General features: G+C 62.7%; 24 protein-coding genes. 21 read left to right on the top strand and 3 right to left on the bottom strand.

Annotated elements, in window-relative coordinates; genetic code table 11:
* Nucleotides 1–84 precede the first annotated feature (84 nt).
* From rph to ESZ60_RS12010, 9 genes are all read left to right on the top strand, one after another.
* Nucleotides 85–798, top strand: coding sequence for a ribonuclease PH (rph, locus tag ESZ60_RS12050; protein WP_134680894.1), 714 nt, complete (start codon nucleotides 85–87; stop codon nucleotides 796–798).
* Entirely contained in the window at nucleotides 795–1,400 is a 606-nt protein-coding gene (rdgB, locus tag ESZ60_RS12045; RefSeq protein WP_134680892.1) for an RdgB/HAM1 family non-canonical purine NTP pyrophosphatase, read from the top strand. The genes rph and rdgB overlap by 4 nt, the downstream gene beginning before the upstream one ends.
* A complete protein-coding gene (locus tag ESZ60_RS12040) occupies nucleotides 1,393–1,767 on the top strand; it encodes a RidA family protein (RefSeq protein ID WP_134680890.1) in 375 nt (124 codons plus the stop codon). The genes rdgB and ESZ60_RS12040 overlap by 8 nt, the downstream gene beginning before the upstream one ends.
* Entirely contained in the window at nucleotides 1,764–2,951 is a 1,188-nt protein-coding gene (gene hemW, locus ESZ60_RS12035; RefSeq protein ID WP_134680888.1) for a radical SAM family heme chaperone HemW, read from the top strand. The genes ESZ60_RS12040 and hemW overlap by 4 nt, the downstream gene beginning before the upstream one ends.
* A 1-nt stretch (nucleotide 2,952) precedes the next feature.
* The gene (locus ESZ60_RS12030; protein WP_134680886.1) at nucleotides 2,953–3,306 is read left to right on the top strand and encodes a YbaN family protein; all 354 of its coding nucleotides are present in this window, start codon (nucleotides 2,953–2,955) and stop codon (nucleotides 3,304–3,306) included.
* Nucleotides 3,307–3,407: 101 nt separating this feature from the next.
* On the top strand, nucleotides 3,408–3,992 hold the full coding sequence (gene gfa / locus ESZ60_RS12025; RefSeq protein ID WP_134680884.1) for an S-(hydroxymethyl)glutathione synthase: 585 nt from the start codon (nucleotides 3,408–3,410) through the stop codon (nucleotides 3,990–3,992).
* Between the two features lie 114 nt (nucleotides 3,993–4,106).
* Nucleotides 4,107–5,234, top strand: a complete 1,128-nt coding sequence (locus tag ESZ60_RS12020) for an S-(hydroxymethyl)glutathione dehydrogenase/class III alcohol dehydrogenase (protein ID WP_134681017.1) — start codon at nucleotides 4,107–4,109, stop codon at nucleotides 5,232–5,234.
* A 78-nt stretch (nucleotides 5,235–5,312) separates the two neighbouring features.
* Nucleotides 5,313–5,951: an ATP-dependent Clp protease proteolytic subunit gene (locus ESZ60_RS12015; protein WP_134680882.1), complete on the top strand. Its 639-nt coding sequence runs from the start codon at nucleotides 5,313–5,315 to the stop codon at nucleotides 5,949–5,951.
* Entirely contained in the window at nucleotides 5,948–6,457 is a 510-nt protein-coding gene (locus ESZ60_RS12010) for a GNAT family N-acetyltransferase (RefSeq protein WP_134680881.1), read from the top strand. Before ESZ60_RS12015 ends, ESZ60_RS12010 begins: the two co-directional genes overlap by 4 nt.
* Before the next feature lie 6 nt (nucleotides 6,458–6,463).
* Here ESZ60_RS12010 and ESZ60_RS12005 read toward each other — a convergent pair whose 3' ends face one another.
* Nucleotides 6,464–7,621, bottom strand: coding sequence for a BamA/TamA family outer membrane protein (locus ESZ60_RS12005; RefSeq protein ID WP_134680879.1), 1,158 nt, complete (start codon nucleotides 7,619–7,621; stop codon nucleotides 6,464–6,466).
* A 205-nt stretch (nucleotides 7,622–7,826) separates the two neighbouring features.
* On the opposite strand from ESZ60_RS12005, the gene fghA reads away from it, so the two are divergent.
* From fghA to ESZ60_RS11980, 5 genes are all read left to right on the top strand, one after another.
* Nucleotides 7,827–8,660 (top strand): S-formylglutathione hydrolase, encoded by an 834-nt coding sequence (fghA, locus tag ESZ60_RS12000; RefSeq protein WP_134680877.1) that lies wholly within the window; start codon nucleotides 7,827–7,829, stop codon nucleotides 8,658–8,660.
* 192 nt (nucleotides 8,661–8,852) lie between these two features.
* A complete protein-coding gene (locus tag ESZ60_RS11995) occupies nucleotides 8,853–10,655 on the top strand; it encodes a methanol/ethanol family PQQ-dependent dehydrogenase (RefSeq protein ID WP_134680875.1) in 1,803 nt (600 codons plus the stop codon).
* A 105-nt stretch (nucleotides 10,656–10,760) separates the two neighbouring features.
* The gene (locus ESZ60_RS11990; protein ID WP_134680873.1) at nucleotides 10,761–11,366 is read left to right on the top strand and encodes a c-type cytochrome, methanol metabolism-related; all 606 of its coding nucleotides are present in this window, start codon (nucleotides 10,761–10,763) and stop codon (nucleotides 11,364–11,366) included.
* On the top strand, nucleotides 11,363–12,181 hold the full coding sequence (locus ESZ60_RS11985; protein ID WP_134680871.1) for a substrate-binding domain-containing protein: 819 nt from the start codon (nucleotides 11,363–11,365) through the stop codon (nucleotides 12,179–12,181). Before ESZ60_RS11990 ends, ESZ60_RS11985 begins: the two co-directional genes overlap by 4 nt.
* The gene (locus tag ESZ60_RS11980; protein ID WP_134680869.1) at nucleotides 12,178–12,705 is read left to right on the top strand and encodes a PQQ-dependent catabolism-associated CXXCW motif protein; all 528 of its coding nucleotides are present in this window, start codon (nucleotides 12,178–12,180) and stop codon (nucleotides 12,703–12,705) included. Before ESZ60_RS11985 ends, ESZ60_RS11980 begins: the two co-directional genes overlap by 4 nt.
* Here the strand turns inward: ESZ60_RS11980 and ESZ60_RS11975 are convergent.
* Together ESZ60_RS11975 and ESZ60_RS11970 are read right to left on the bottom strand one after the other, a co-directional pair.
* On the bottom strand, nucleotides 12,686–13,606 hold the full coding sequence (locus ESZ60_RS11975; RefSeq protein ID WP_134680867.1) for a Vgb family protein: 921 nt from the start codon (nucleotides 13,604–13,606) through the stop codon (nucleotides 12,686–12,688). The genes ESZ60_RS11980 and ESZ60_RS11975 overlap by 20 nt on opposite strands.
* Entirely contained in the window at nucleotides 13,603–14,154 is a 552-nt protein-coding gene (locus tag ESZ60_RS11970; RefSeq protein WP_134680865.1) for an SRPBCC family protein, read from the bottom strand. Before ESZ60_RS11970 ends, ESZ60_RS11975 begins: the two co-directional genes overlap by 4 nt.
* Nucleotides 14,155–14,330: 176 nt before the next feature.
* On the opposite strand from ESZ60_RS11970, the gene ESZ60_RS11965 reads away from it, so the two are divergent.
* From ESZ60_RS11965 to mobA, 7 genes are read left to right on the top strand one after another with little or no spacing between them, the layout of a single operon-like run.
* Entirely contained in the window at nucleotides 14,331–15,524 is a 1,194-nt protein-coding gene (locus tag ESZ60_RS11965) for an ABC transporter substrate-binding protein (RefSeq protein WP_134680863.1), read from the top strand.
* An 8-nt stretch (nucleotides 15,525–15,532) separates the two neighbouring features.
* Nucleotides 15,533–16,507, top strand: coding sequence for a YVTN family beta-propeller repeat protein (locus ESZ60_RS11960; RefSeq protein WP_134680861.1), 975 nt, complete (start codon nucleotides 15,533–15,535; stop codon nucleotides 16,505–16,507).
* 28 nt (nucleotides 16,508–16,535) lie between these two features.
* Nucleotides 16,536–17,099: a cupredoxin domain-containing protein gene (locus ESZ60_RS11955; RefSeq protein WP_134680859.1), complete on the top strand. Its 564-nt coding sequence runs from the start codon at nucleotides 16,536–16,538 to the stop codon at nucleotides 17,097–17,099.
* A gap of 37 nt (nucleotides 17,100–17,136) precedes the next feature.
* Complete coding sequence (locus ESZ60_RS11950) at nucleotides 17,137–17,859, top strand: ABC transporter ATP-binding protein (protein WP_134680857.1); 723 nt, start codon at nucleotides 17,137–17,139, stop codon at nucleotides 17,857–17,859.
* On the top strand, nucleotides 17,856–18,671 hold the full coding sequence (locus ESZ60_RS11945) for an ABC transporter permease (protein ID WP_134680855.1): 816 nt from the start codon (nucleotides 17,856–17,858) through the stop codon (nucleotides 18,669–18,671). The genes ESZ60_RS11950 and ESZ60_RS11945 overlap by 4 nt, the downstream gene beginning before the upstream one ends.
* Nucleotides 18,671–19,264, top strand: a complete 594-nt coding sequence (locus ESZ60_RS11940; protein ID WP_134680853.1) for a hypothetical protein — start codon at nucleotides 18,671–18,673, stop codon at nucleotides 19,262–19,264. Before ESZ60_RS11945 ends, ESZ60_RS11940 begins: the two co-directional genes overlap by 1 nt.
* Nucleotides 19,261–19,863, top strand: a complete 603-nt coding sequence (gene mobA, locus ESZ60_RS11935) for a molybdenum cofactor guanylyltransferase MobA (RefSeq protein ID WP_134680851.1) — start codon at nucleotides 19,261–19,263, stop codon at nucleotides 19,861–19,863. The genes ESZ60_RS11940 and mobA overlap by 4 nt, the downstream gene beginning before the upstream one ends.
* The last annotated feature ends 8 nt before the right edge of the window (nucleotides 19,864–19,871 follow it).

Here is a 19,871-nt window from a genome sequence, read left to right as displayed (position 1 = left end):
GCGGGTCGGTTAGATCGTTCTCGGGTTGCGGTCAGGGGTGGGCGACCTGTATTTGAACAGCAAAACCCCCGAAAGGAATGACTGATGCGACCCTCTGGCCGGAATTTAAGCGATATGCGTCCGATTTCAATCGAAACGGGGATCATGCGCCACGCCGAGGGCTCGTGCCTCATTTCCTGCGGCGACACCAAGGTGCTTTGCTCGGCAACGATTGAGGAAAAGGCCCCGCCGTTTCTCAAGGGTTCGGGACAGGGTTGGGTGACCGCCGAATACGGGATGCTTCCGCGCGCCACCAATTCGCGCAACCGCCGCGAGGCCGCTGCCGGCAAGCAATCGGGCCGGACGCAAGAAATCCAGCGCCTGATCGGTCGCGCGCTCAGGGCGGGCGTGGATCGTCGCGCGCTTGGCGAGCGTCAGATCGTCATTGATTGCGACGTCATCCAGGCCGATGGCGGCACGCGCTGCGCCTCGATCACCGGGGGCTGGGTGGCTTTGCGTCTGGCCGTGAACAAGCTTTTGAAGGCGGGCATCATTGCTACCGATCCGATCATGGACCATGTCGCGGCCGTGTCTTGCGGGATCTATGCCGGACAGGCGGTGCTGGATCTGGATTACCCCGAGGACAGCGAAGCCGGAACTGACGGCAATTTCATCCTGACCGGGACGGGACGCCTGATCGAGATCCAGATGTCCGCCGAGGGCGCGACCTTCTCGCGTCCGCAGATGAATGAATTGCTGGACCTTGCCGAGGCCGGTATCGCGCAACTGGTCGCGGCGCAGAAAGAGGCCATTTCATGAGGAAGCTGACCGAAAGGAAGCTGCTCGTCGCGACCCATAATGCGGGCAAGCTCGACGAAATTCGCGCGATGATGGCCCCGCATGGGATCGAGGTCACCTCCGCGGGTGAGATGGGCCTGCCCGAGCCCGACGAGACCGAGGACAGCTTCGTCGGAAACGCCCGCATCAAGGCCCGCGCCGCGATGCTGGCGACCGGCCTGCCGGTCCTCTCGGATGACAGCGGCATTACCGTCGATGGTCTGGATGGCGCGCCCGGCGTCTATACTGCCGACTGGGCCGAGACGCCCAATGGCCGCGATTTCATGCAGGCCATGTCTCGCACGTGGAACGAGCTTGAAGCCCGTAACGCCCCCGAGCCGCGCTTGGCCCAGTTCCGCGCCACGCTGATGCTGATGTGGCCGGATGGGCATGAGGAGGTCTTCGAGGGCATCGCTCCGGGCCGCCTCACTTGGCCGCCGCGCGGCGTGCAGGGCCATGGCTATGACCCGATCTTCGTCCCCGAGGGGCATGACGTGACTTTTGCCGAGATGACCCCCGAGGAAAAGAACCGCATCAGCCACCGCGCCGATGCCTTCCGCAAGCTCGAGGCGCTGTTTGCGTAGGATCTCGACGGGATCGCCTTTTGAAACGGCACTCGGCTATAGCCGGGCCGTCGTCAAAGGCCCGTGGTGCTTTGTTTCGGGCACCACGGGTTACGATTATGCGGCGATGGAGATGCCAGAAGGCGCTGCAGATCAGGCCCGCAACGCCTTCGCCACGATCTTCGCGACACTGGATAAGGCTGGCTTCAATCCGGCCGACATCGTCCGCGTGCAATACACCGTCATCGATCCCGCGCTGGTAGAAGAAATTGCGCCGGTTCTCGGAGAAGCGATGAAGGATGCGTTACCTGCCGCCACGATGGTTGTAGCCGGCCTCATCAGACCCGAAATGAAGGTCGAGATCGAAGTGACCGCGTTCAGGGAATGACCATAACATCCGCCACATTGACCGACCCGCTTGCCGATGACTGGCGGGCAGGGGGATTCGCGCTTTACGTGCATTGGCCCTTCTGCGCCGCGAAATGCCCCTATTGCGACTTCAACAGCCATGTCGCCAGCAGCATCGACCAGTCGCGCTGGCTTGCCGCCTATCGCCGCGAGCTTGAGCGTCTCGGCCGTGAATTGCCGGGCAGGGTGCTTAACAGCATCTTCTTTGGCGGCGGCACGCCCAGCCTGATGGCCCCGGAAACCGTCGTCGGGGTGATCGAGGCCGCCCGCGCAGAGTGGCCCTTTGCCAATGACATCGAGATCACCCTCGAGGCCAATCCGACCAGCATCGAGATGGGCCGCTTCCGCGCCTATGCCGATGGCGGGGTGAACCGCGTCTCGATGGGGATGCAGGCGCTGAACGACGACGACCTGCGCCGCCTCGGCCGGATGCATTCCGTGGCCGAGGGCCGCGCCGCCTTTGACATTGCGCGCGAATGTTTCACGCGTGTCAGCTTCGACCTGATCTATGCCCGGCAGGATCAGGACCGCGCCCATTGGCGGCGCGAGCTGACCGAGGCGCTCAATATGGCGGTCGATCACCTCTCGGCCTATCAACTGACCATCGAGCCCGGCACGGCCTTTGGCGCGCGCCACGCCAAGGGCGGCCTCAAGGGCCTGCCCGACGACGATCTTTCCGCCGATATGTATCAGGACACGCAAGAGATCTGCGCGGCGGCAGGCATGCCGACCTACGAGATCTCGAACCATGCCCGTCCGGGTGCGGAGAGCCTGCATAATCTGATCTATTGGCGTCAGGGCGACTGGGCCGCCATCGGCCCCGGCGCGCATGGCCGCTTGACCCTTCCCAATGGCCGCTGGGCGACCGAGGCGCATCGCGCGCCCGGCGAGTGGCTGCAGGCCGTCGAGACCCTCGGCAATGGCGACAGTTTGCGCGATCTGCTGACGATTTCTGACCGGGCGGTTGAATATCTGCTGATGTCGCTGCGCTTGACCGAGGGCATGGAGGTGGATCGCTACCTCGCCCATGGTGCGAAACTGCCGCAGGATCGGCTTGCGGATCTGATGGGCCTCGGCCTTGTTGAACGAAACGGGGGCAGGCTGGCCGCGACCGCCGCCGGTCGCCCGGTTCTGAATGGCATCTTGCGGGAGTTGGCCGAGTAACATGCATTATCTGTGGCTTGCTCTGGGTTGGCTCTCTCTCACGCTTGGCCTTTTGGGAATCATCCTTCCGGTGATGCCGACCGCGCCGTTTCTCGTCGTGGCGGTCTGGGCCTTTGCGAAATCCTCGCCGCGACTCGGTGCGCGAATCTCGCGCCACCCGACCTTTGGTCCGCCGATCCGGGCATGGCGCAAGCGAGGCGTCATTGGCCGCCCCGCGAAGATCTGGGCAACCCTTGCCATGGCAGGCGGCGTCGGCTGGTCGCTTTGGCTGGGTCTGGACCCGCGGCTGATCGCCGGACAGGCCCTGATCTGCAGTGCAGTCGCCATCTGGCTTGTCACCCGCCCCGAGGTGTGAGGCAAGGATTACAACCTTTTGCCCACTTGCCTGTGGCTGATCGCGGCGCAAACTTCGCTCACTGAGGCCGGTCATGGCCCAGGGTCTAGGGAGGGAGGACCATGAGCGATTCTTCAGGGGTCACGATTCACCCCGCCGTTGATAACGGCATCAAACCGGCCAAGGCCGATTTCGGCGGCGGCGAGATTCACTGCAAATGCGCCAGCAACCCAGTGCGCGTCTCGATCAAATCCCAGACCGCCCATAACCATGTTTGCGGCTGCACCAAATGCTGGAAGCCCGAAGGGGCTGTCTTCTCGCAAATTGCCGTTGTCGGGCGCGATGCGGTCGAGGTGTTGAGCGGCGCCGAGAAACTGCAAGTCGTCAATCCGGACGCGCCGATCCAGCGCTTTCGCTGCAAGGAGTGCGGCGTCCACATGTATGGCCGGATCGAAAACAAGGAGCATCCGTTCTACGGCCTCGATTTCGTCCATACCGAGCTTTCGGATCAGGATGGCTGGGCCGCCCCGGAATTCGCGGCCTTTGTCAGTTCGATCATCGAATCGGGCGTCGATCCCAGCCGCATGGCCGGCATCCGCGCCCGGCTGAAGGAACTGGGGCTCGAGCCCTATGATGCGCTCTCGCCCCCCCTGATGGATGCGATTGCGACGCATATCGCCAAGAAATCTGGCGCACTGCCGGCTTGACGTCCTTTGTCTCTCTGGCATGCAGGGGGTCGGTCAATCCGGCCCCCGATGCCATGAGGGCGCTGCGACGAGACTTTCAGCAGGCCAAACGGCCAAGACTTAAGGAGAATCATGATGAGAACACGCGCAGCCGTAGCACTTGAGGCTGGCAAGCCGCTGGAGGTCATGGAAGTCAATCTCGAGGGCCCGAAGGCCGGCGAGGTGATGGTCGAGATCAAGGCCACCGGCATCTGCCACACCGACGAATTCACCCGCTCGGGTGCGGACCCCGAAGGCATCTTCCCGGCGATTCTGGGCCATGAGGGCGCGGGTGTCGTGGTCGAGGTCGGGCCGGGCGTGACCTCGGTCAAAGTGGGCGATCACGTCATCCCGCTTTACACCCCGGAATGCCGCCAATGCGCGTCCTGTCTCTCGGGCAAGACCAACCTCTGCACCGCGATTCGCGGCACGCAAGGGCAGGGGCTGATGCCGGACGGGACCAGTCGTTTCAGCATGCTCGACGGCACGCCGATCCACCATTACATGGGCTGCTCGACCTTCTCGAACTATACCGTTCTGCCGGAAATCGCGGTCGCCAAGGTCCGTGAAGACGCGCCCTTCGACAAGATCTGCTATATCGGCTGCGGCGTCACCACTGGTATCGGCGCGGTGATCAACACCGCCAAGGTCGAGATCGGCGCCAAGGCCGTGGTCTTCGGTCTCGGCGGCATCGGCCTGAACGTGATCCAAGGCCTGCGTCTGGCCGGGGCCGACATGATCATCGGCGTCGATCTGAATGATGACAAGAAGGGCATGGCCGAGCATTTCGGCATGACCCATTTCATCAACCCCAAGAATGTCGAGAACGTCGTTCAGGAAATCGTCAGCATGACGAAGACGCCCTTCGACCAGATCGGCGGCGCGGATTACTCCTTCGATGCGACCGGCAATACCAAGGTCATGCGCGACGCGCTGGAATGCACCCATCGTGGCTGGGGACAGTCGATCATCATCGGCGTGGCGGCTGCGGGGGCTGAAATCAGCACCCGTCCGTTCCAGCTTGTCACCGGCCGGGTCTGGAAGGGCACGGCATTCGGTGGCGCGCGCGGTCGCACCGATGTGCCGAAGATCGTCGATTGGTACATGGACGGCAAGATCGAGATCGACCCGATGATCACCCACACCATGCCGCTTGATGACATCAACAAGGGCTTCGACCTGATGCATTCGGGCGAGTCGATCCGCTCGGTCGTCCTTTACTGATCGGTAAGGGCTGCTTAGTTAAAAGGACGGCGGGGCCGCTGGTCCCGCCGTCGCCATGAGGAATAAAGGAGCAGGCCGATGCGTCACCAATGGCTCAACGACGACGACGACGATGACGACGATGACGATCAGCCGCAAAAAGGCGAAAAGGACGAAGGTCTTGGCCTTCCCGAAGGTGACAAGATCGGCAAGCTCTATTTCAAATCGCGCACGGTGATCGTCGCCGGCCCGATCAATGACAAGCTGGCACAGCGCACCGTCGCCCATCTTCTGGCTCTGGCCGAGGATAGCGACAAGCCGATCAACATGCTGATCTCGTCGCCGGGCGGTCACGTGGAATCGGGCGACATGATCCATGACGTGATCAAGTTCATCCGTCCGACCGTGCGCACCATCGGCTCGGGCTGGGTGGCATCGGCTGGCGCGCTGATCTTCGTCGCGGCGAAGAAGGAAAACCGCTTCTGCCTGCCGAACACGCGCTTCCTGATCCATCAGCCCTCGGGCGGGATCGGCGGCACGTCCTCGGACATGATGATCCAGGCCGAACAGGTGCGTCTGATGCGCGACCGTCTGAACCAGATCTTTGCGGATGCGACCGGCCAACCGATCGAGCGCATCGAAAAGGACACCCAGCGCGACTTCTGGCTGAACACGCAAGAGGCCCTGGATTACGGTCTGCTCGGCAAGGTCATCCGCTCGGTGGATGAGCTGCAATGAGCGAAGGCCCGCGCGGGGTGGTGATCCGCCCCGCGACTTGTGACGATCACGATGCAATTTGGACGATCCTCGAGCCGGTATACCGGGCGGGTGAGACCTATTGCATCCCGACCGACATCACCCGCGATGAGGCGCTGGCGGATTGGTTTGCGGCACCGTTCTCGGCTTTTGTGGCCGAGGTTGACGGGCGGGTCTTGGGCGCAAGCCATGTCGGGCGCAATCGCCCTGGCCCGGCAAGTCACGTCGCCAATGCCAGCTTCGCGACCCATCCCGATGCGCGGGGCAAGGGCATTGCCAAAGCGATGGTGGCCCATGCCAAGGATTGGGCGCGGGATCAGGGTTTCCGGGCGATGCAGTTCAATTTCGTCGTCTCGACCAATGCCGATGCCGTCCATTCGTGGGAAAAGGCGGGCTTCCAGATCGTCGGCCGCCTGCCGGGCGCATTCCTGCACCCGTCGCAGGGCTATGTCGATGCACTGGTGATGTATCAGGATCTGACCGCGTAACGGCGGTCAGTCCATCTCGCGGCCCCAGGCATGGCCGAACTGGATGTAGAAGATGTGCTCCTCGGGGCCCTTCGCCAGATCGAGGCCCATATCCAGCCCCATCTTGCGCGCGATCCGGTAGCGCACGCCCGCGCCATAGGTCCAGATATCGCCCTCGGCATCGTAGAGGCGGGAATCGTCCACGAAGCTTTCGCCATAGCCGCCAAAGAGCACGCCGCCCCATCGCGTGCTGAACTGCTTTCGTAGCTCAAATTCGGTGCTATAGGCTGAATCGCCCGAATATCGGCCCGACTGCAGACCCCGCAGATCGACTGACGGTGAGGTGAAGAACGGGTTATCACCCGTCGCCCATTTATATTTGCTCATCAGGCCAATGCTCCAATCGTCACCGAATTCGGTGAAACTGGCCAAGACGGCTTGCCCGAGCTTGAAATCGGCATCGCTGCCAAAGGCATCGTCATAGACATCCCAGCGCAGCACGCCGTTGATCCCGTCAGTGGGCGAGAGCGGGTTGTTGCGGGTGTCGTAATGCAGCGAAACGCCGAGCGCGATATACTGCTTCGAGTCGAAGAGCGAATTGATCTCGTCGCGCACCCGCGAGGCGACAGGACCCAGTTCGGCATCTTCGCCAAAGGATAGGTCGGTCTTGCGATAGACAAACCGCGGCCCGGCCCAGAAATCCGATTCCCCCAGCCGCATCCGCGCATTGGCAAAGGCCGCGAGGTTCTTGTTGTTGTAATCGATGGATTGCTCCAGCCCGAAGGGAAAGATGGGGACCGTCATATCGGCGGCGCCGAAACCGTATTTGTAGCGGACCTGTCCTTCGCGCATATTGCCGCCGCGCAAGATGCCGCCCGCGGTCGAGCCATTGCCGGTGCGCGCGATGCCGATCATCGTGCGCGGCGGCTGGTCTCCGGGATGCTCGGGTGTCCTGACGAATTGCCCGATGATGCCAAAGCCGCCATCCACGGCGGGCTCCGTGATGATGACCGGAACCGGGATGAACCCGCCCCGTGCGAGAAAGGCCGAGGCATCGATGTAATTGTCCTCGGGATCGACGAATATCGAGAAATCGAGCGCCGCCACCGGGCTGGCAAGTCCCAGCAGGGCCGTCAGAGCAAGAACGTGGGGCTTGGGCAAGAATGATCTGCGTCTTCCGGTCATGAATGATCCTTTCGCCGATACGGGTGCGATCCTATCACGGATTCCCTTTCCGGTTTTCCCGGCGCGCCCATTCCCGTCAGGCGTGGCTTCGGGGTCACGCAACAGATACCGCCCATTTGGTGCAGAAGCCCGGATTTCCGGTTGCCCTGAGGCGGCGCTTGATTTCGATTGGCCGCAGCAATCGCTCTGCCGGAAGGAACACCAGATGACATTCGAGACCGTCTCCGAGAACCGCAGTTTTGGCGGCACACAGGGCGTCTATCGCCACAAATCGCAAGCCACCGGAACCGATATGACCTTCGCGGTCTATCTTCCGCCAGCGGCGCAATATGGCAAGGTACCGGTGCTTTGGTATCTCTCGGGCCTGACCTGCACCCATGAGAACGCCATGACCAAGGCCGGGGCGCAGGAATGGGCTGCCGAGTATGGCATTGCGCTGATCTTTCCCGACACATCGCCGCGCGGCGAGGGCGTCGCCAATGACGAGGCCTATGATCTGGGGCAGGGCGCGGGTTTCTATGTCGATGCGACCGAGGCCCCTTGGGCGCCGCATTTCAGGATGTGGCATTATATCACCCATGAACTGCCCGAACTGGTCTTCACGAATTTCCCGCTCGATCGCGAGGCGCAGGGGATTACTGGCCATTCCATGGGCGGGCATGGCGCGTTGACCATCGCGATGACCCTCCCCGAGACCTACAAAACGGTCTCGGCCTTTGCCCCGATCGCCCATCCGTCTGAATCGGATTGGGGCCGCAAGCAGTTCTCGGCCTATCTGGGTGAGGACAAGACGGCCTGGGCACGTCACGATTCCACCCTTCTGATGCGGGACAGGGGCTTTCCCCGCGAGGTCTTGATCGACCAGGGCGCAAGCGACCAGTTCCTGGATCTGCTCAAGCCCGAGGCGCTGTCCCATGCCATGGCCGAACGCCGCCAGCCGGGCGAGTTCCGCATGCAGCAGGGTTACGACCACAGCTATTTCTTTGTTCAGACCTTCATGGCCGATCATATCCGCTGGCATGCCGAGCGTCTGGCCTAGGACCGGAACCAGGGAATTCCGCCCGTCCGGCGGGCAGGGAGGAGTTCCCGCAAATTTTTACCAAATTATCCTAAGACTTTGGTGTTACGGACCCGCCCCCTTCGTTGACGCAGAGGCAAGCCGGTAGAAACAGTTGAGCGGGATGGTCAAGCGCGAGGAGGAGTCGCGATGGCCAGCAAGCGGAGGGAAATCATGAAACGACTGCTGAAAGGCGCCACCTTGGCGTTGTTGCTGACCGGCTCGTCTGCGCTGGCCAATGAAAGCGTGCTGGCCGAAATCGCCAAGCCCCAGCAATGGGCGATCCAGACCGGTGACTATGCCAATACCCGGTATTCGACGCTCGACAAGATCAACAAGGATAACGTCAAGGACCTTCGGGTGGCCTGGACCTTCTCGACCGGCGTTCTGCGCGGGCATGAGGGCTCGCCGCTGGTCATCGGGGATGTGATGTATGTACACACCCCTTTCCCGAACAACGTCTTTGCGCTGGACCTGAATGACAACGGCAAGATCCTCTGGCGCTACGAGCCGCAACAGGATCCGAACGTGATCGCCGTGATGTGCTGTGACACGGTCTATCGCGGTCTTGCCTATGCGGATGGAACGATCCTGCTGCATCAGGCCGATACCACCCTGGTGGCGCTGGACAGCAAGACCGGCGAGGTCAAGTGGTCGGTCAAGACCGGCGACCCGGCGATCGGCGAAACCAATACGGCGACCGTTCTGCCCGTCAAGGACAAGGTCATCGTCGGGGTTTCGGGCGGTGAATATGGCGTGCGCGGCCGTGTGACCGCCTATAGCCTTGCCGACGGGTCGGAGGTCTGGAAGGCCTATTCGACCGGTCCTGACGCCGAAATGCTGGTCGATCCCGAAAAGACCATGCATCTGGGCAAGCCTATCGGTGCGGACAGCTCGCTGCAAAGCTGGGAAGGCGACCAGTGGAAGATCGGTGGCGGCACGACCTGGGGCTGGTATTCCTATGACCCCGAGCTGAACCTGGTCTATTACGGCACCGGAAACCCCTCGACCTGGAACCCGGCGCAGCGTCCGGGCGACAACAAATGGTCGATGACCATCATGGCCCGCGATGCCGATACCGGCATGGCCAAGTGGTTCTACCAGATGACCCCGCATGACGAATGGGACTTCGACGGGATCAACGAAATGATCCTGACGAACCAGACCCGAGACGGAACCGAACGCAAGCTGCTGACCCATTTCGACCGCAACGGTCTGGGCTATACGCTGGATCGCGAAACCGGCGAGCTACTTGTGGCCGAGAAATACGACCCGGCGGTAAACTGGACCACCGGCGTCGATATGGACCCGAACTCGGAAAACTACGGCCGCCCGGCGGTTGTGGCCGAATACTCGACCGAACAGAATGGCGAGGACGTGAACTCGACCGGCATCTGCCCGGCGGCACTCGGCTCCAAAGACCAGCAGCCGGCGGCCTTTTCGCCCAAGACCAACCTGTTCTACGTCCCGACGAACCATGTCTGCATGGATTACGAGCCGTTCCGCGTGGCCTATACTGCCGGACAGCCCTATGTCGGCGCGACCCTCTCGATGTATCCCGCGCCGAACAGCCATGGCGGCATGGGCAACTTCATCGCCTGGGACAATACCAAGGGCGAGATCAAGTGGTCGCTGCCCGAGCAGTTCTCGGTCTGGTCGGGCGCCTTGGCCACGGCTGGTGACATCGTCTTCTACGGCACGCTGGAAGGCTATCTGAAGGCCGTCGATGCGGAAACCGGCAAGGAGCTTTACAAATTCAAGACTCCCTCGGGCATCATCGGCAACGTCATGACCTACGAGCATGGCGGCAAGCAATATGTCGGCATCCTGTCGGGCGTCGGCGGCTGGGCCGGCATCGGTCTTGCGGCCGGTCTGACCAATCCCAATGAAGGTCTGGGCGCGGTCGGCGGTTATGCCGCGCTGTCGCAATATACCGAACTGGGTGGCCAGCTTACGGTTTTCGAACTGCCCGGCTGACCTCATACTTTGGTGCCGAATACCAAACTGTGACTCGAAATGGGCCGTCCCAAGGATAACCTTGGGGCGGCCTCGTCCTTTTGGACGGAGGAGGGAGGAAGATTCATGATCAAGAAAACGACCGCCAGACTCGTGGCGATCAGCGCCGCATATGCGGTGACCGCCATGGCCCAGCCGGCCGTTGCGCAGGACAAAGTCGCCGTTGCGAATGCCGCCACGGCCCAGGCCGCACCGGCCGCCGAGGGAGGCAAGATGGTTTTGCCGAACGGGCAGGACATCACCCCGGCGACCATGGAAAACGGGCGCTGGTACACCGAGGAAGGCATCCCGACCTTCAAGATCGCCGAGGATGGCACGACGGATTATTCGACCTTTTCGGGATATCGTCGCTATTCGGCGGAATGCCATGTCTGTCATGGCCCCGATGGCGAGGGGTCGACCTATGCCCCGGCGCTGAAGGATTCGGTCAAGACGCTGGATTACTACCAGTTTCAGGAGATCGTGGCCTCGGGCAAGCAAGAGGTCAGCAAGGCTGCGAACCTCGTGATGCCCGCCTTTGGCACGAACAAGAACGTCTGGTGCTATATCGACGATATCTATGTCTATCTGCTGGCCCGGGGTGTCGGTGACCTGCCGCGCGGGCGTCCGGCCAAGAAAGAGGCCAAATCTGACGAGTTCGCGGCGCAGGAAAACGCCTGCATGGAAGGATGATGAGAAAGCTTTTCCTGGCATCCGCCCTGATGGCTTCCATCGGGGACATTCCCGCTTCTGCGCAGGTCGCGGATCTGCGCTCGCAGACCGAACTCCGGATCTGCGCAGATCCGGCGGCCTCGCCGATGTCCGTGCAGGACGGTTCGGGCTTTGAAAACAAGCTCGCGACCTTTCTGGGTGAAAAGATGGGCTTGCCGGTGACCTATACTTGGTTCCCGCAGGGCAGCGGATTTATCCGGAAGACTCTTCGGGCCGGGCTGTGCGATCTGGTGATCGGCTATGCCCAGGGCGACGAGATGGTCCTGAACACGAACCATTACTATACTTCGGCCTATGGCATCGTGACCCGCAAGGACAGCCCACTGGCCAAGGTCGAGATGCTCGAAGATCCCGCGCTCAAGGACAAGCCGATCGGCGTCGTCGCGGGCACGCCTCCGGCCACAAACATGGCGCGGGCGGGGCTGGCCAAGACCATGCGCGGATGGGATCTGTTCGTCGATCGTCGTGTCGAGGATCCCGTCGGCGAGATGCTGGCACAGGTGAAGTCCGGCGAACTGGCGGCGGCTGTCTTGTGGGGTCCCTTGGCCGGGCCTCTGGTCAAACAGGATCCGGAACTGCAATTCACGCCGCTTCTCAAGGAAACCACCGGACCCAAGATGTTTTACCGCATCACCATGGGCGTCCGGCTGGGAGAGGATAGCTGGAAGCGCGAATTGAACAGCCTGATCCGGCGCAACCAGTCCGAGATCGACGCGATCCTGCGTGATGCGGGCGTGCCGATCCTAGACGATTACGGCAAGGGGCTGAAACCGTGAGGCTGATCGCCGTCCTCGTCTTGCTTTTTGCGGGGACGGCCCAGGCCCAGCCGCCCGAGCCGCAGGGCTATCGTGGCGCGCCTTACCGCGCCGAAGTACCTGCGACGCTGAAAGGTGCGCGGGTGATCGGCGTGGATGAGGCAAAGGCGCTGCATGAGGGCGGCGTGCCCTTTCTGGACGTGATGCCGCGCCAGAAGCGCCCGAGCGACCTGCCCGAGGGCACGATCTGGAACAGCCCGCCCCATCGCAGCATTCCCGGCGCGGTCTGGCTCTATGATACCGGATATGACCGGCTTGCCCCGGCCGAACAGGCGCGGCTGGAAGGCGGCCTTCTCGCCGCGACAAACAAAGACAAGGCGCGTCCGGTGGTCATATTCTGCAAGACCGATTGCTGGATGAGCTGGAATGCCGCCAAGCGGGCCGTCGGCATGGGCTATACAGGGGTGATCTGGTTCCCCGAAGGCTCGGATGGATGGAAGCAGGCTGGGGGTGTCTTGGAACCGGCTAGGGCTGCCGACCCGTAAAGCTGCCAAAGGCGCGCGGCCCGTCGGGCATTTCGATTTCGCGGGTCACGCTCAGGCTATCCGCGTCGATCCAGACCAGGCTGTTCGACTCCCAATGCGCCACCACGACGCCAGTGCCATCGGGCAAAGCTGCGATTCCCTCGGGATAGCTTCCGGTTTCCAGCGTCGCGACGTGCGCGAGGCTCTGGCTGTCAAAGACGGTGACCGTTCCGGCATATTGATCCGTGACAAAACCCCGGCCACGGGCAAATGCGATCCCATAGGGGTGGCTGCCGGTTCGGACCTGCGCGATCCGCTTACCCGCAAGAGGATCGATCACCGTGACGCTGTCGCTTTGAACATCGACCGACCACAGGCGCCCGTCGTGAAACGCCAGCGCATAAGGGTGGCTGCCGACCGCGACCCTGGCCCGCAGCGCCCCCGTGGCCGCATCGAAGATCGAGACCTGATCGGCGTCGCGATCCGCCGTCGCGACCAGCGACCCGTCCGTCGCGACGCCGGCAGGGGCCTTCCCCGTGGCCACGGACCACACTTCCTTCAACTCGGGATCAAGGCGGACCAGCCGGGCCTGGTACCACTCGGTCAGGAAAAGCCCGCCATCCTTTGCGGGCGCGACGCCAAAACTGCCCTCTGGCAGATCCACTTCGCGCAAGACGAAGCCGGCGGCATCCAGCACGCTCAGCCGCCCGGTCTCTGCCGCGATGACATAGGCGTGCCCAGTTCTGGGGTCATAGGCGACAGGTGCCGGCGCGCCCGGAACCCGGGTCTCGGCCAGGATTTGCCCCGTGGACAGATCGACGACCGAAACCGCATCGGCATTCTGCGAGGTGACGAAAGCAAGATCGGCGCCATCCGCCATCCCGCAGCAGAGCCAGAGCAGCGCGGGCAGCGCCAGTCTCATTCCGCCTTGCCGAACCTTTCGGCCAGGGCGTCGAGCCCCGCCTGATAGATTGCGGTCACGGCCTTGATCGCGGCCTCGTCATTTTGATCGGGCGGCGGCTCGTTATTGGGGAAACCGCGATAGAACCCCGCCCGCCATGCGACATTGGCCTTTCCGCCATCGTCCTTGACGCAGATCGTCGAGGCGTAATTCGTCACGGGCAGGACCGCCACGTCGACAGCCTCGATGCGATAGGAATAGCAGCGCTTGTCGGGCTGGATCTTGGACAGCACCTCCGAGATCGTCGGATCGCCGGCATCCGCCTTCAGATGCAGAACCCGCGAGGATTTTTCGGGCTGATCGACCGAGCCGTCGCCGGTGATCTCGGTCGAGGCGACGGCGGGATGCCAGCCCATATCCTCGAACTTGCCGATCGCGGCCCAAACCTCGTCGGGCGAGGCATTCAGCTTCTGGTCCAGTTCAAGCTTCAGTCGCACCGGACCATGGGCATGCGTCGCCCCTGCAAAGGCTAGGGTTGCGCCAAATGTCATGGCCAGAATTCGCTTCATGCTGCAGTCTCCTCGGTCTGGGCGGGCTGGGCCCGCTGCTTTTGACCATGCCCGCGCCGTGCAATCTGCGTCCACTACGACAAACGTATCGGGTGATTTTCCCCGACCCGGACCGGGGGGTTTGCCGGGTTGGCGCGCGGCGTTTTGCCCGCCATGATGCCTGGGGGAGGACGGGGATGAAGGGCAGAATCATCATACTTTTGGCTGGGTTGTGCGCTGCGACGCCGGTCTTGCCACAAACTGCGACGCAAAAGCCCATGGAGATGGTGCGGGCCGCGGTGCTGCGTGTCGACAAGCCGTCGCTGCCGCCGATTTCGCGCCTCGACACACCGCCGGCGGATCTGGGCTTTGCCGGCGCGCGACTGGCGATCGAGGATAATGACACGACCGGTCGTTTCATGGGTCAGGATTTCGAGGCGCTCGAGATTGCCGCGACCCCCGAAACGGCGGCGGCGGAACTCGACAAGCTTCTGGCCGATGGCGTCGGCTTTGTCGTCACGCTCGCGGATGAGGAACAGACGCTTGCCCTGTCCGATCGGGCGGGGGACCGCGCGCTGATCCTGAATGCGCGGGCGCGTGGCGACCGCCTGCGGGGCGCGGATTGCCGGTTCAACACGATCCACACCGCGCCGAGCCATGCGATGCTGGCCGATGGCCTCGCGCAATTCCTGATGTGGAAAAAGTGGAACGAGTGGTTCCTGATCTCGGGCAGCCATCCCGAGGACATCGCACTTGCCGATGCCTATCGTCGTGCGGCCACCAAATTCGGGGCGAAGATCGTCGAGGAACGCAGCTACGAGGATACTGGGGGCGGCAGGCGCAGCGATAGCGGCCATGTGCAGGTCCAGCAGCAGATGCCGGTCTTTACCCAGCGCGCTGCAGAACATCACGTCGTGGTGGCTGCGGACGAGGCCGGGATATTTGCCCCGTGGCTGCCCTACCAGACATGGGATGCCCGTCCTGTCGTCGGATCGGCGGGCCTTGTCCCGCGTTCGTGGCACCCGGCGCTCGAGGCATGGGGTGCGACGCAGTTCCAGAACCGCTTTGAAAAGCTCGCCACCCGGCCCATGTGGGACGAGGACTACCAGACCTGGCTTGCGCTGCGCATGATCGGTGAAGCGGCGACGCGTACCAACAGCACTGAAACCGGTGCGCTCAAGGAATTCATGCTCTCCGACAAGTTTGAGGTCGCCGGATTCAAGGGGCAAAAGCTGACCATGCGCGACTGGGACCACCAACTGCGCCAGCCGGTGCTGCTGACCACGGGGTCTGTGACCGCCTCGGTCAGCCCGCAGGATCAGTATCTGCATCAAAGCTCGGCGCTCGATACGCTGGGCATCGACCGACCCGAAACCGAATGCAAATTCTGAGGCCAAAGATGAAATCCATTTCGACTGCCATCCTGACCTCGGCAATCTGCCTTGGGCTGGGCACGCCCGCGCTGGCGAACCGTGTTTTTGTCAGCAATGAAAAAGGCAATGACGTGACCGTTCTGGACAGCGCGACGCTCGAAGTGATCGGGCATTACCCGGTTGGCGCGCGTCCACGGGGCATCACCATCAGCCCCGACGGAAAGGAGCTTTACGTCTGCGCCTCGGATGATGACCTCGTGCGGGTCTTCAATCCCGAGACGATGGAGGAAACCCACACGCTGCCTTCGGGACCGGACCCGGAATTGTTCGTGCTGCATCCGTCGGGTAATCCGCTCTATATCGCCAATGAGGACGACAATCTCGTCACCGTGGTGGATACCAAGACGCACAAGATGCTGGCCGAGATTCCGGTGGGTGTCGAGCCCGAGGGGATGGGGATCAGCCCCGATGGCAAGGTGGTCATCAACACCTCTGAAACCACCAATATGGCGCATTTCATCAACAGCGAGACCTATGAGATCTTTGCCAATGTGCTGGTCGACTCGCGCCCGCGCTTTGCCCAATATAATGACGCCGGAACCAAGCTTTACGTCAGTTCGGAAATCGGCGGCAGCGTCAGCGTCATCAACCCGGAAACTCAGGCGATCGACAAGAAGATCACCTTCGACATCCCCGGCGTGCTGCCCGAGGCCATCCAGCCCGTTGGTGTGCGCGTGACCAAGGATGGCAAAAAGGTCTTCGTGGCGCTTGGCCCCGCGAACCGCGTCGCGGTGATCAACGGTGAAACCGACGAGGTCGAGGATTACCTGCTGGTCGGCCAGCGCGTCTGGCAGATGGGCTTCACCCCCGACGAGAAATACCTCTTCACCACGAATGGCAATTCGAACGACGTCTCGGTGATCGAGGTGGCGGAAAACAAGGTCGTGAAATCCATCCCCGTGGGGCAGCAGCCCTGGGGCGTGGTGGTCGCGCCCAACTGAACCAATCAAAAAAACGGAGGAGGAACCGATGACGAAATTTCTGACCTTGCTGCTGCTCATGGCCGGGCTTGCCGCGCCGGCCCATGCTCAGGACACGCCGCCCGCGAAACCTGCGGATGCCGCCGCCAATGCCGATTCCGCCGAGGCCGAGGAAGAGGGTGAAGAAGAGGAAGGCGAAGCCGAAGCCGACGCCGAGGGGGTGCATGAGGCCGGGGCCAAGTTCGATTACGGCTTCTCGGGGGTGCTCGCCCGCGACAACCGCGTCCAGCTTGCGCCATTGACGCTGGCTTCGGGCAAGCCGGTGGCGAGCGCGGAATACAAGCTGAAATCCGGCGGCTATTATCGTATCGACATCAATGCCGATGGTAGCCAGGAGCTTGCGCTGTCCGGTGGCGATTTCTTCCGTGCGGTCTGGATCAATGAGATCGTCGTGAATGACATCGAGATCCGGCCAATGGGCGTCCATTCGCTGGAATTCGACGATGCGGGGACTGCGACCGTCAGCTTCGTCGCTGTCGTGCCGGGGCGCTATACGCTTTCCGTCCCCGGCTCGCAGGGCGACAGCCTTCAGGCCGTGTTCAATATCCAGTAGCCGAAAAAGGGGGTGCGGTTCGCCGCACTCGTCCCGCATGAGCACAGCCGCCCTTTCGATCCAGAATGTCAGCCACAAATTCGGCCGCGTCGAGGCGCTGAAGGACGTCTCGCTGAGCGTGCCGCGCGGCGGCTTCACCGCGCTGCTGGGCGTGAACGGCGCGGGCAAGACCACGCTCTTTTCGCTGATCACCCGGCTTTACAACAACAGTTCGGGCCGCATCGAGGTCGCGGGCCATGATCTGCGCCTTGCGCCGGGTGCGGCTCTGGCGCGACTTGGCGTGGTGTTTCAGTCCCGCGCGCTGGATGCCGACCTGACCGTCGCGCAGAACCTCTCCTATCATGCCGCGCTGCACGGGATCGGGCGGGCGCAGGCGCGCATCCGGGCCGTCGAGGTCATGACGCAGGTCGGGCTTGCCGACCGGCTTGATGCCAGGGTCTCGGCGCTTTCGGGCGGGCAGCAGCGCCGCGCCGAGATCGCCCGCGCCCTGATCCACCGCCCCGAGATCCTGCTGCTCGACGAGGCGACCGTGGGGCTGGACGTGAAATCGCGCGCCGAGGTGGTCGAACTGACCCGCGCGCTGACCCGCGATGGCGTCTCGGCCCTCTGGGCCACGCATATCATGGACGAGATCCGCCCCGAGGACGGGTTGGTCATTCTGCACAAGGGTCGGGTCCTGGCGGCGGGGAGTGCTGGCGAGATCGCCGCAGGTGCCGATCTGACGCAGACATTCCTGCGTCTTACGGGCGAAGAGACATGAGCCGTGAACTGACCCCCCGCATGTGGCTGACCGCGTTCCTGGGCATCGCCCGGCGCGAGACTTTGCGCTTCGTGAACCAGCGCGGGCGTTTCCTTGCCGCGCTGGTCAGGCCGCTGGTCTGGCTTTTCATCTTTGCCGCCGGGTTTCGCGCCGTGCTGGGCCTGTCGATCACGCCGCCCTATCAGACCTATGTGCTCTACGAGGTCTATGTGACGCCGGGCCTCTGCGCGATGATCCAGCTGTTCAACGGGATGCAAAGCTCGCTTTCCATGGTCTATGACCGCGAGACCGGGGCGATGCGGACCCTGCTGGTCAGCCCGTTTCCGCGCTGGTTCCTGCTGGGCTCGAAGCTGGTCGCAGGGGTGATCGTCTCGATCATCCAGGTTTACACATTCCTCGCGATCGCTTGGTTCTGGGAGGTCGAGCCCCCGCCGATCGGCTATCTTACCGTGCTGCCGGCATTGGTCCTGTCGGGCATGATGCTGGGGGCGATGGGACTTTTCCTGTCCTCGGCGATCCGGCATCTCGAGAATTTCGCGGGCGTGATGAATTTCGTCATCTTCCCGATGTTCTTTGCCTCGACCGCGCTTTATCCGCTCTGGCGGATGCGCGAAAGTTCGACGCTGTTGCACGATATTTGCGCGATCAACCCCTTCACCCATGCGGTTGAGTTGATCCGATTCGCGCTTTACGGCCAATTCGATCTGCTGTCCTTCTTGGTGGTGACGGGGTGTCTGATCCTGTTCTTTGGCGCCGCGGTCTTCATGTATGACCCGGCCAAGGGGCTTTGGGCACGCCGAAAGGGGGGATAATGAAATATCTATTGCTCAGTGTCGCGTTGGCGGCAGCGGGTGCAGCCCAGGCCGAAACAGGGACCGATCCGGACTGGCCCTGCGTCCAGCGCAAGCAGCCGCATCTCTCGATCGGACAGATGTGGTCGGGGCCCGCGCCGGATGAAGAGACGCGGGCTTTGGCGACCACGCCCGAAATCGCCGGGCTGGCCGACCGGCTCGAGCAGCGCCGCCTTCCGATGGAACAGGCCAGTGCCGAGATCGAGGCTTTTGCCCGTGGCGCGGAGAATCGCGAATTGACGGCCCTGTTGCTGGCCTTGTTCGATCGGATCGAGCCGCATCGCACAGCATTGATCGCGGGGATCGCGCGCTATGGGCACAAGCAGGTGGACCTTGCGAAGCGGATCGAGGATCATCGCGCCCGAATGGCCGAACTGGAAAAGGCAGAGCCGCCGGATTTCGATGCCATTGACGAGCAAGAGAAACAGATGGACTGGGACATGCGCATCTTTCAGGACCGTCAGCAGGCGCTGACCTATGTCTGCGAGACGCCGGTCCTTCTTGAGCAGCGGATCTTTGCACTGGCCCGTGCCATCGAAGCGGGCCTGAAATGACCCTGCCGCCTGCCGTGATCCTTGCCGGCGGCCTTTCGACCCGCATGGGCGGTGGCAACAAGGGGCTGCGCTTCCTCGCCGGCGAGACATTGCTCGCGCGGGTCATCGCGCGGATCCGCCCGCAATGCGGACCGCTCGCGCTCAATGCAAATGGCGAACCCGACCAGTTCGAGGATTACGACCTGCCGGTGATCGCGGATGGGTTCGTCGGTTTCGCCGGGCCCTTGGCCGGGGTCTTGGCTGGGATGGAATGGGCCGCCGCGCAGGGTTTCGATCATGTGGTCAGCGTCAGCGTCGATACCCCCTTTCTGCCCATGGATCTGGTGCATCGCCTGAACGATGCCAAGGGGCGATCCGGTCTGGCCCTTGCCGCAAGCCCCGACCGCGAGGGCGTTTTGCGCGATCACCCGACCTGCGCCCTCTGGCCGGTCGGCCTGCATGATGATCTGAGGGCCGCGCTGGAATCCGGGCTGCACCGCATCGGCCAGTTCGCCGCTGCCTATCAGCCTGGCCGCGCGGTGTTCGAAAGCCGGCCGATCGACCCATTCATGAACCTGAACACCCCCGATGATCTTGCCTATGCGGCGCATTACCTCTGACGCGATGA

Source organism: Paracoccus ravus (assembly GCF_004522175.1).
Taxonomy (GTDB): domain Bacteria; phylum Pseudomonadota; class Alphaproteobacteria; order Rhodobacterales; family Rhodobacteraceae; genus Paracoccus; species Paracoccus ravus.
This window is presented reverse-complemented; position numbering and strand designations above follow the sequence as displayed.

Excerpts from the sequence above, each read along its gene's own strand:
- gfa (WP_134680884.1), top strand. The coding sequence starts at position 3,408 with ATGAGCGATTCTTCAGGGGTCACGATTCACCCCGCCGTTGATAACGGC.
- mobA (WP_134680851.1), top strand. The coding sequence starts at position 19,261 with ATGACCCTGCCGCCTGCCGTGATCCTTGCCGGCGGCCTTTCGACCCGC.
- ESZ60_RS12010 (WP_134680881.1), top strand. The coding sequence starts at position 5,948 with ATGAGCGAAGGCCCGCGCGGGGTGGTGATCCGCCCCGCGACTTGTGAC.
- ESZ60_RS12020 (WP_134681017.1), top strand. The coding sequence starts at position 4,107 with ATGAGAACACGCGCAGCCGTAGCACTTGAGGCTGGCAAGCCGCTGGAG.
- ESZ60_RS11975 (WP_134680867.1), bottom strand. The coding sequence starts at position 13,606 with ATGAGACTGGCGCTGCCCGCGCTGCTCTGGCTCTGCTGCGGGATGGCG.
- ESZ60_RS11950 (WP_134680857.1), top strand. The coding sequence starts at position 17,137 with ATGAGCACAGCCGCCCTTTCGATCCAGAATGTCAGCCACAAATTCGGC.
- ESZ60_RS11995 (WP_134680875.1), top strand. The coding sequence starts at position 8,853 with ATGAAACGACTGCTGAAAGGCGCCACCTTGGCGTTGTTGCTGACCGGC.
- ESZ60_RS11940 (WP_134680853.1), top strand. The coding sequence starts at position 18,671 with ATGAAATATCTATTGCTCAGTGTCGCGTTGGCGGCAGCGGGTGCAGCC.
- ESZ60_RS11955 (WP_134680859.1), top strand. The coding sequence starts at position 16,536 with ATGACGAAATTTCTGACCTTGCTGCTGCTCATGGCCGGGCTTGCCGCG.
- hemW (WP_134680888.1), top strand. The coding sequence starts at position 1,764 with ATGACCATAACATCCGCCACATTGACCGACCCGCTTGCCGATGACTGG.
- ESZ60_RS11985 (WP_134680871.1), top strand. The coding sequence starts at position 11,363 with ATGATGAGAAAGCTTTTCCTGGCATCCGCCCTGATGGCTTCCATCGGG.
- rdgB (WP_134680892.1), top strand. The coding sequence starts at position 795 with ATGAGGAAGCTGACCGAAAGGAAGCTGCTCGTCGCGACCCATAATGCG.
- ESZ60_RS12030 (WP_134680886.1), top strand. The coding sequence starts at position 2,953 with ATGCATTATCTGTGGCTTGCTCTGGGTTGGCTCTCTCTCACGCTTGGC.
- ESZ60_RS11970 (WP_134680865.1), bottom strand. The coding sequence starts at position 14,154 with ATGAAGCGAATTCTGGCCATGACATTTGGCGCAACCCTAGCCTTTGCA.
- ESZ60_RS11990 (WP_134680873.1), top strand. The coding sequence starts at position 10,761 with ATGATCAAGAAAACGACCGCCAGACTCGTGGCGATCAGCGCCGCATAT.
- ESZ60_RS12005 (WP_134680879.1), bottom strand. The coding sequence starts at position 7,621 with ATGACCGGAAGACGCAGATCATTCTTGCCCAAGCCCCACGTTCTTGCT.
- rph (WP_134680894.1), top strand. The coding sequence starts at position 85 with ATGCGACCCTCTGGCCGGAATTTAAGCGATATGCGTCCGATTTCAATC.
- ESZ60_RS11960 (WP_134680861.1), top strand. The coding sequence starts at position 15,533 with ATGAAATCCATTTCGACTGCCATCCTGACCTCGGCAATCTGCCTTGGG.
- ESZ60_RS11945 (WP_134680855.1), top strand. The coding sequence starts at position 17,856 with ATGAGCCGTGAACTGACCCCCCGCATGTGGCTGACCGCGTTCCTGGGC.
- ESZ60_RS11965 (WP_134680863.1), top strand. The coding sequence starts at position 14,331 with ATGAAGGGCAGAATCATCATACTTTTGGCTGGGTTGTGCGCTGCGACG.
- ESZ60_RS12015 (WP_134680882.1), top strand. The coding sequence starts at position 5,313 with ATGCGTCACCAATGGCTCAACGACGACGACGACGATGACGACGATGAC.
- fghA (WP_134680877.1), top strand. The coding sequence starts at position 7,827 with ATGACATTCGAGACCGTCTCCGAGAACCGCAGTTTTGGCGGCACACAG.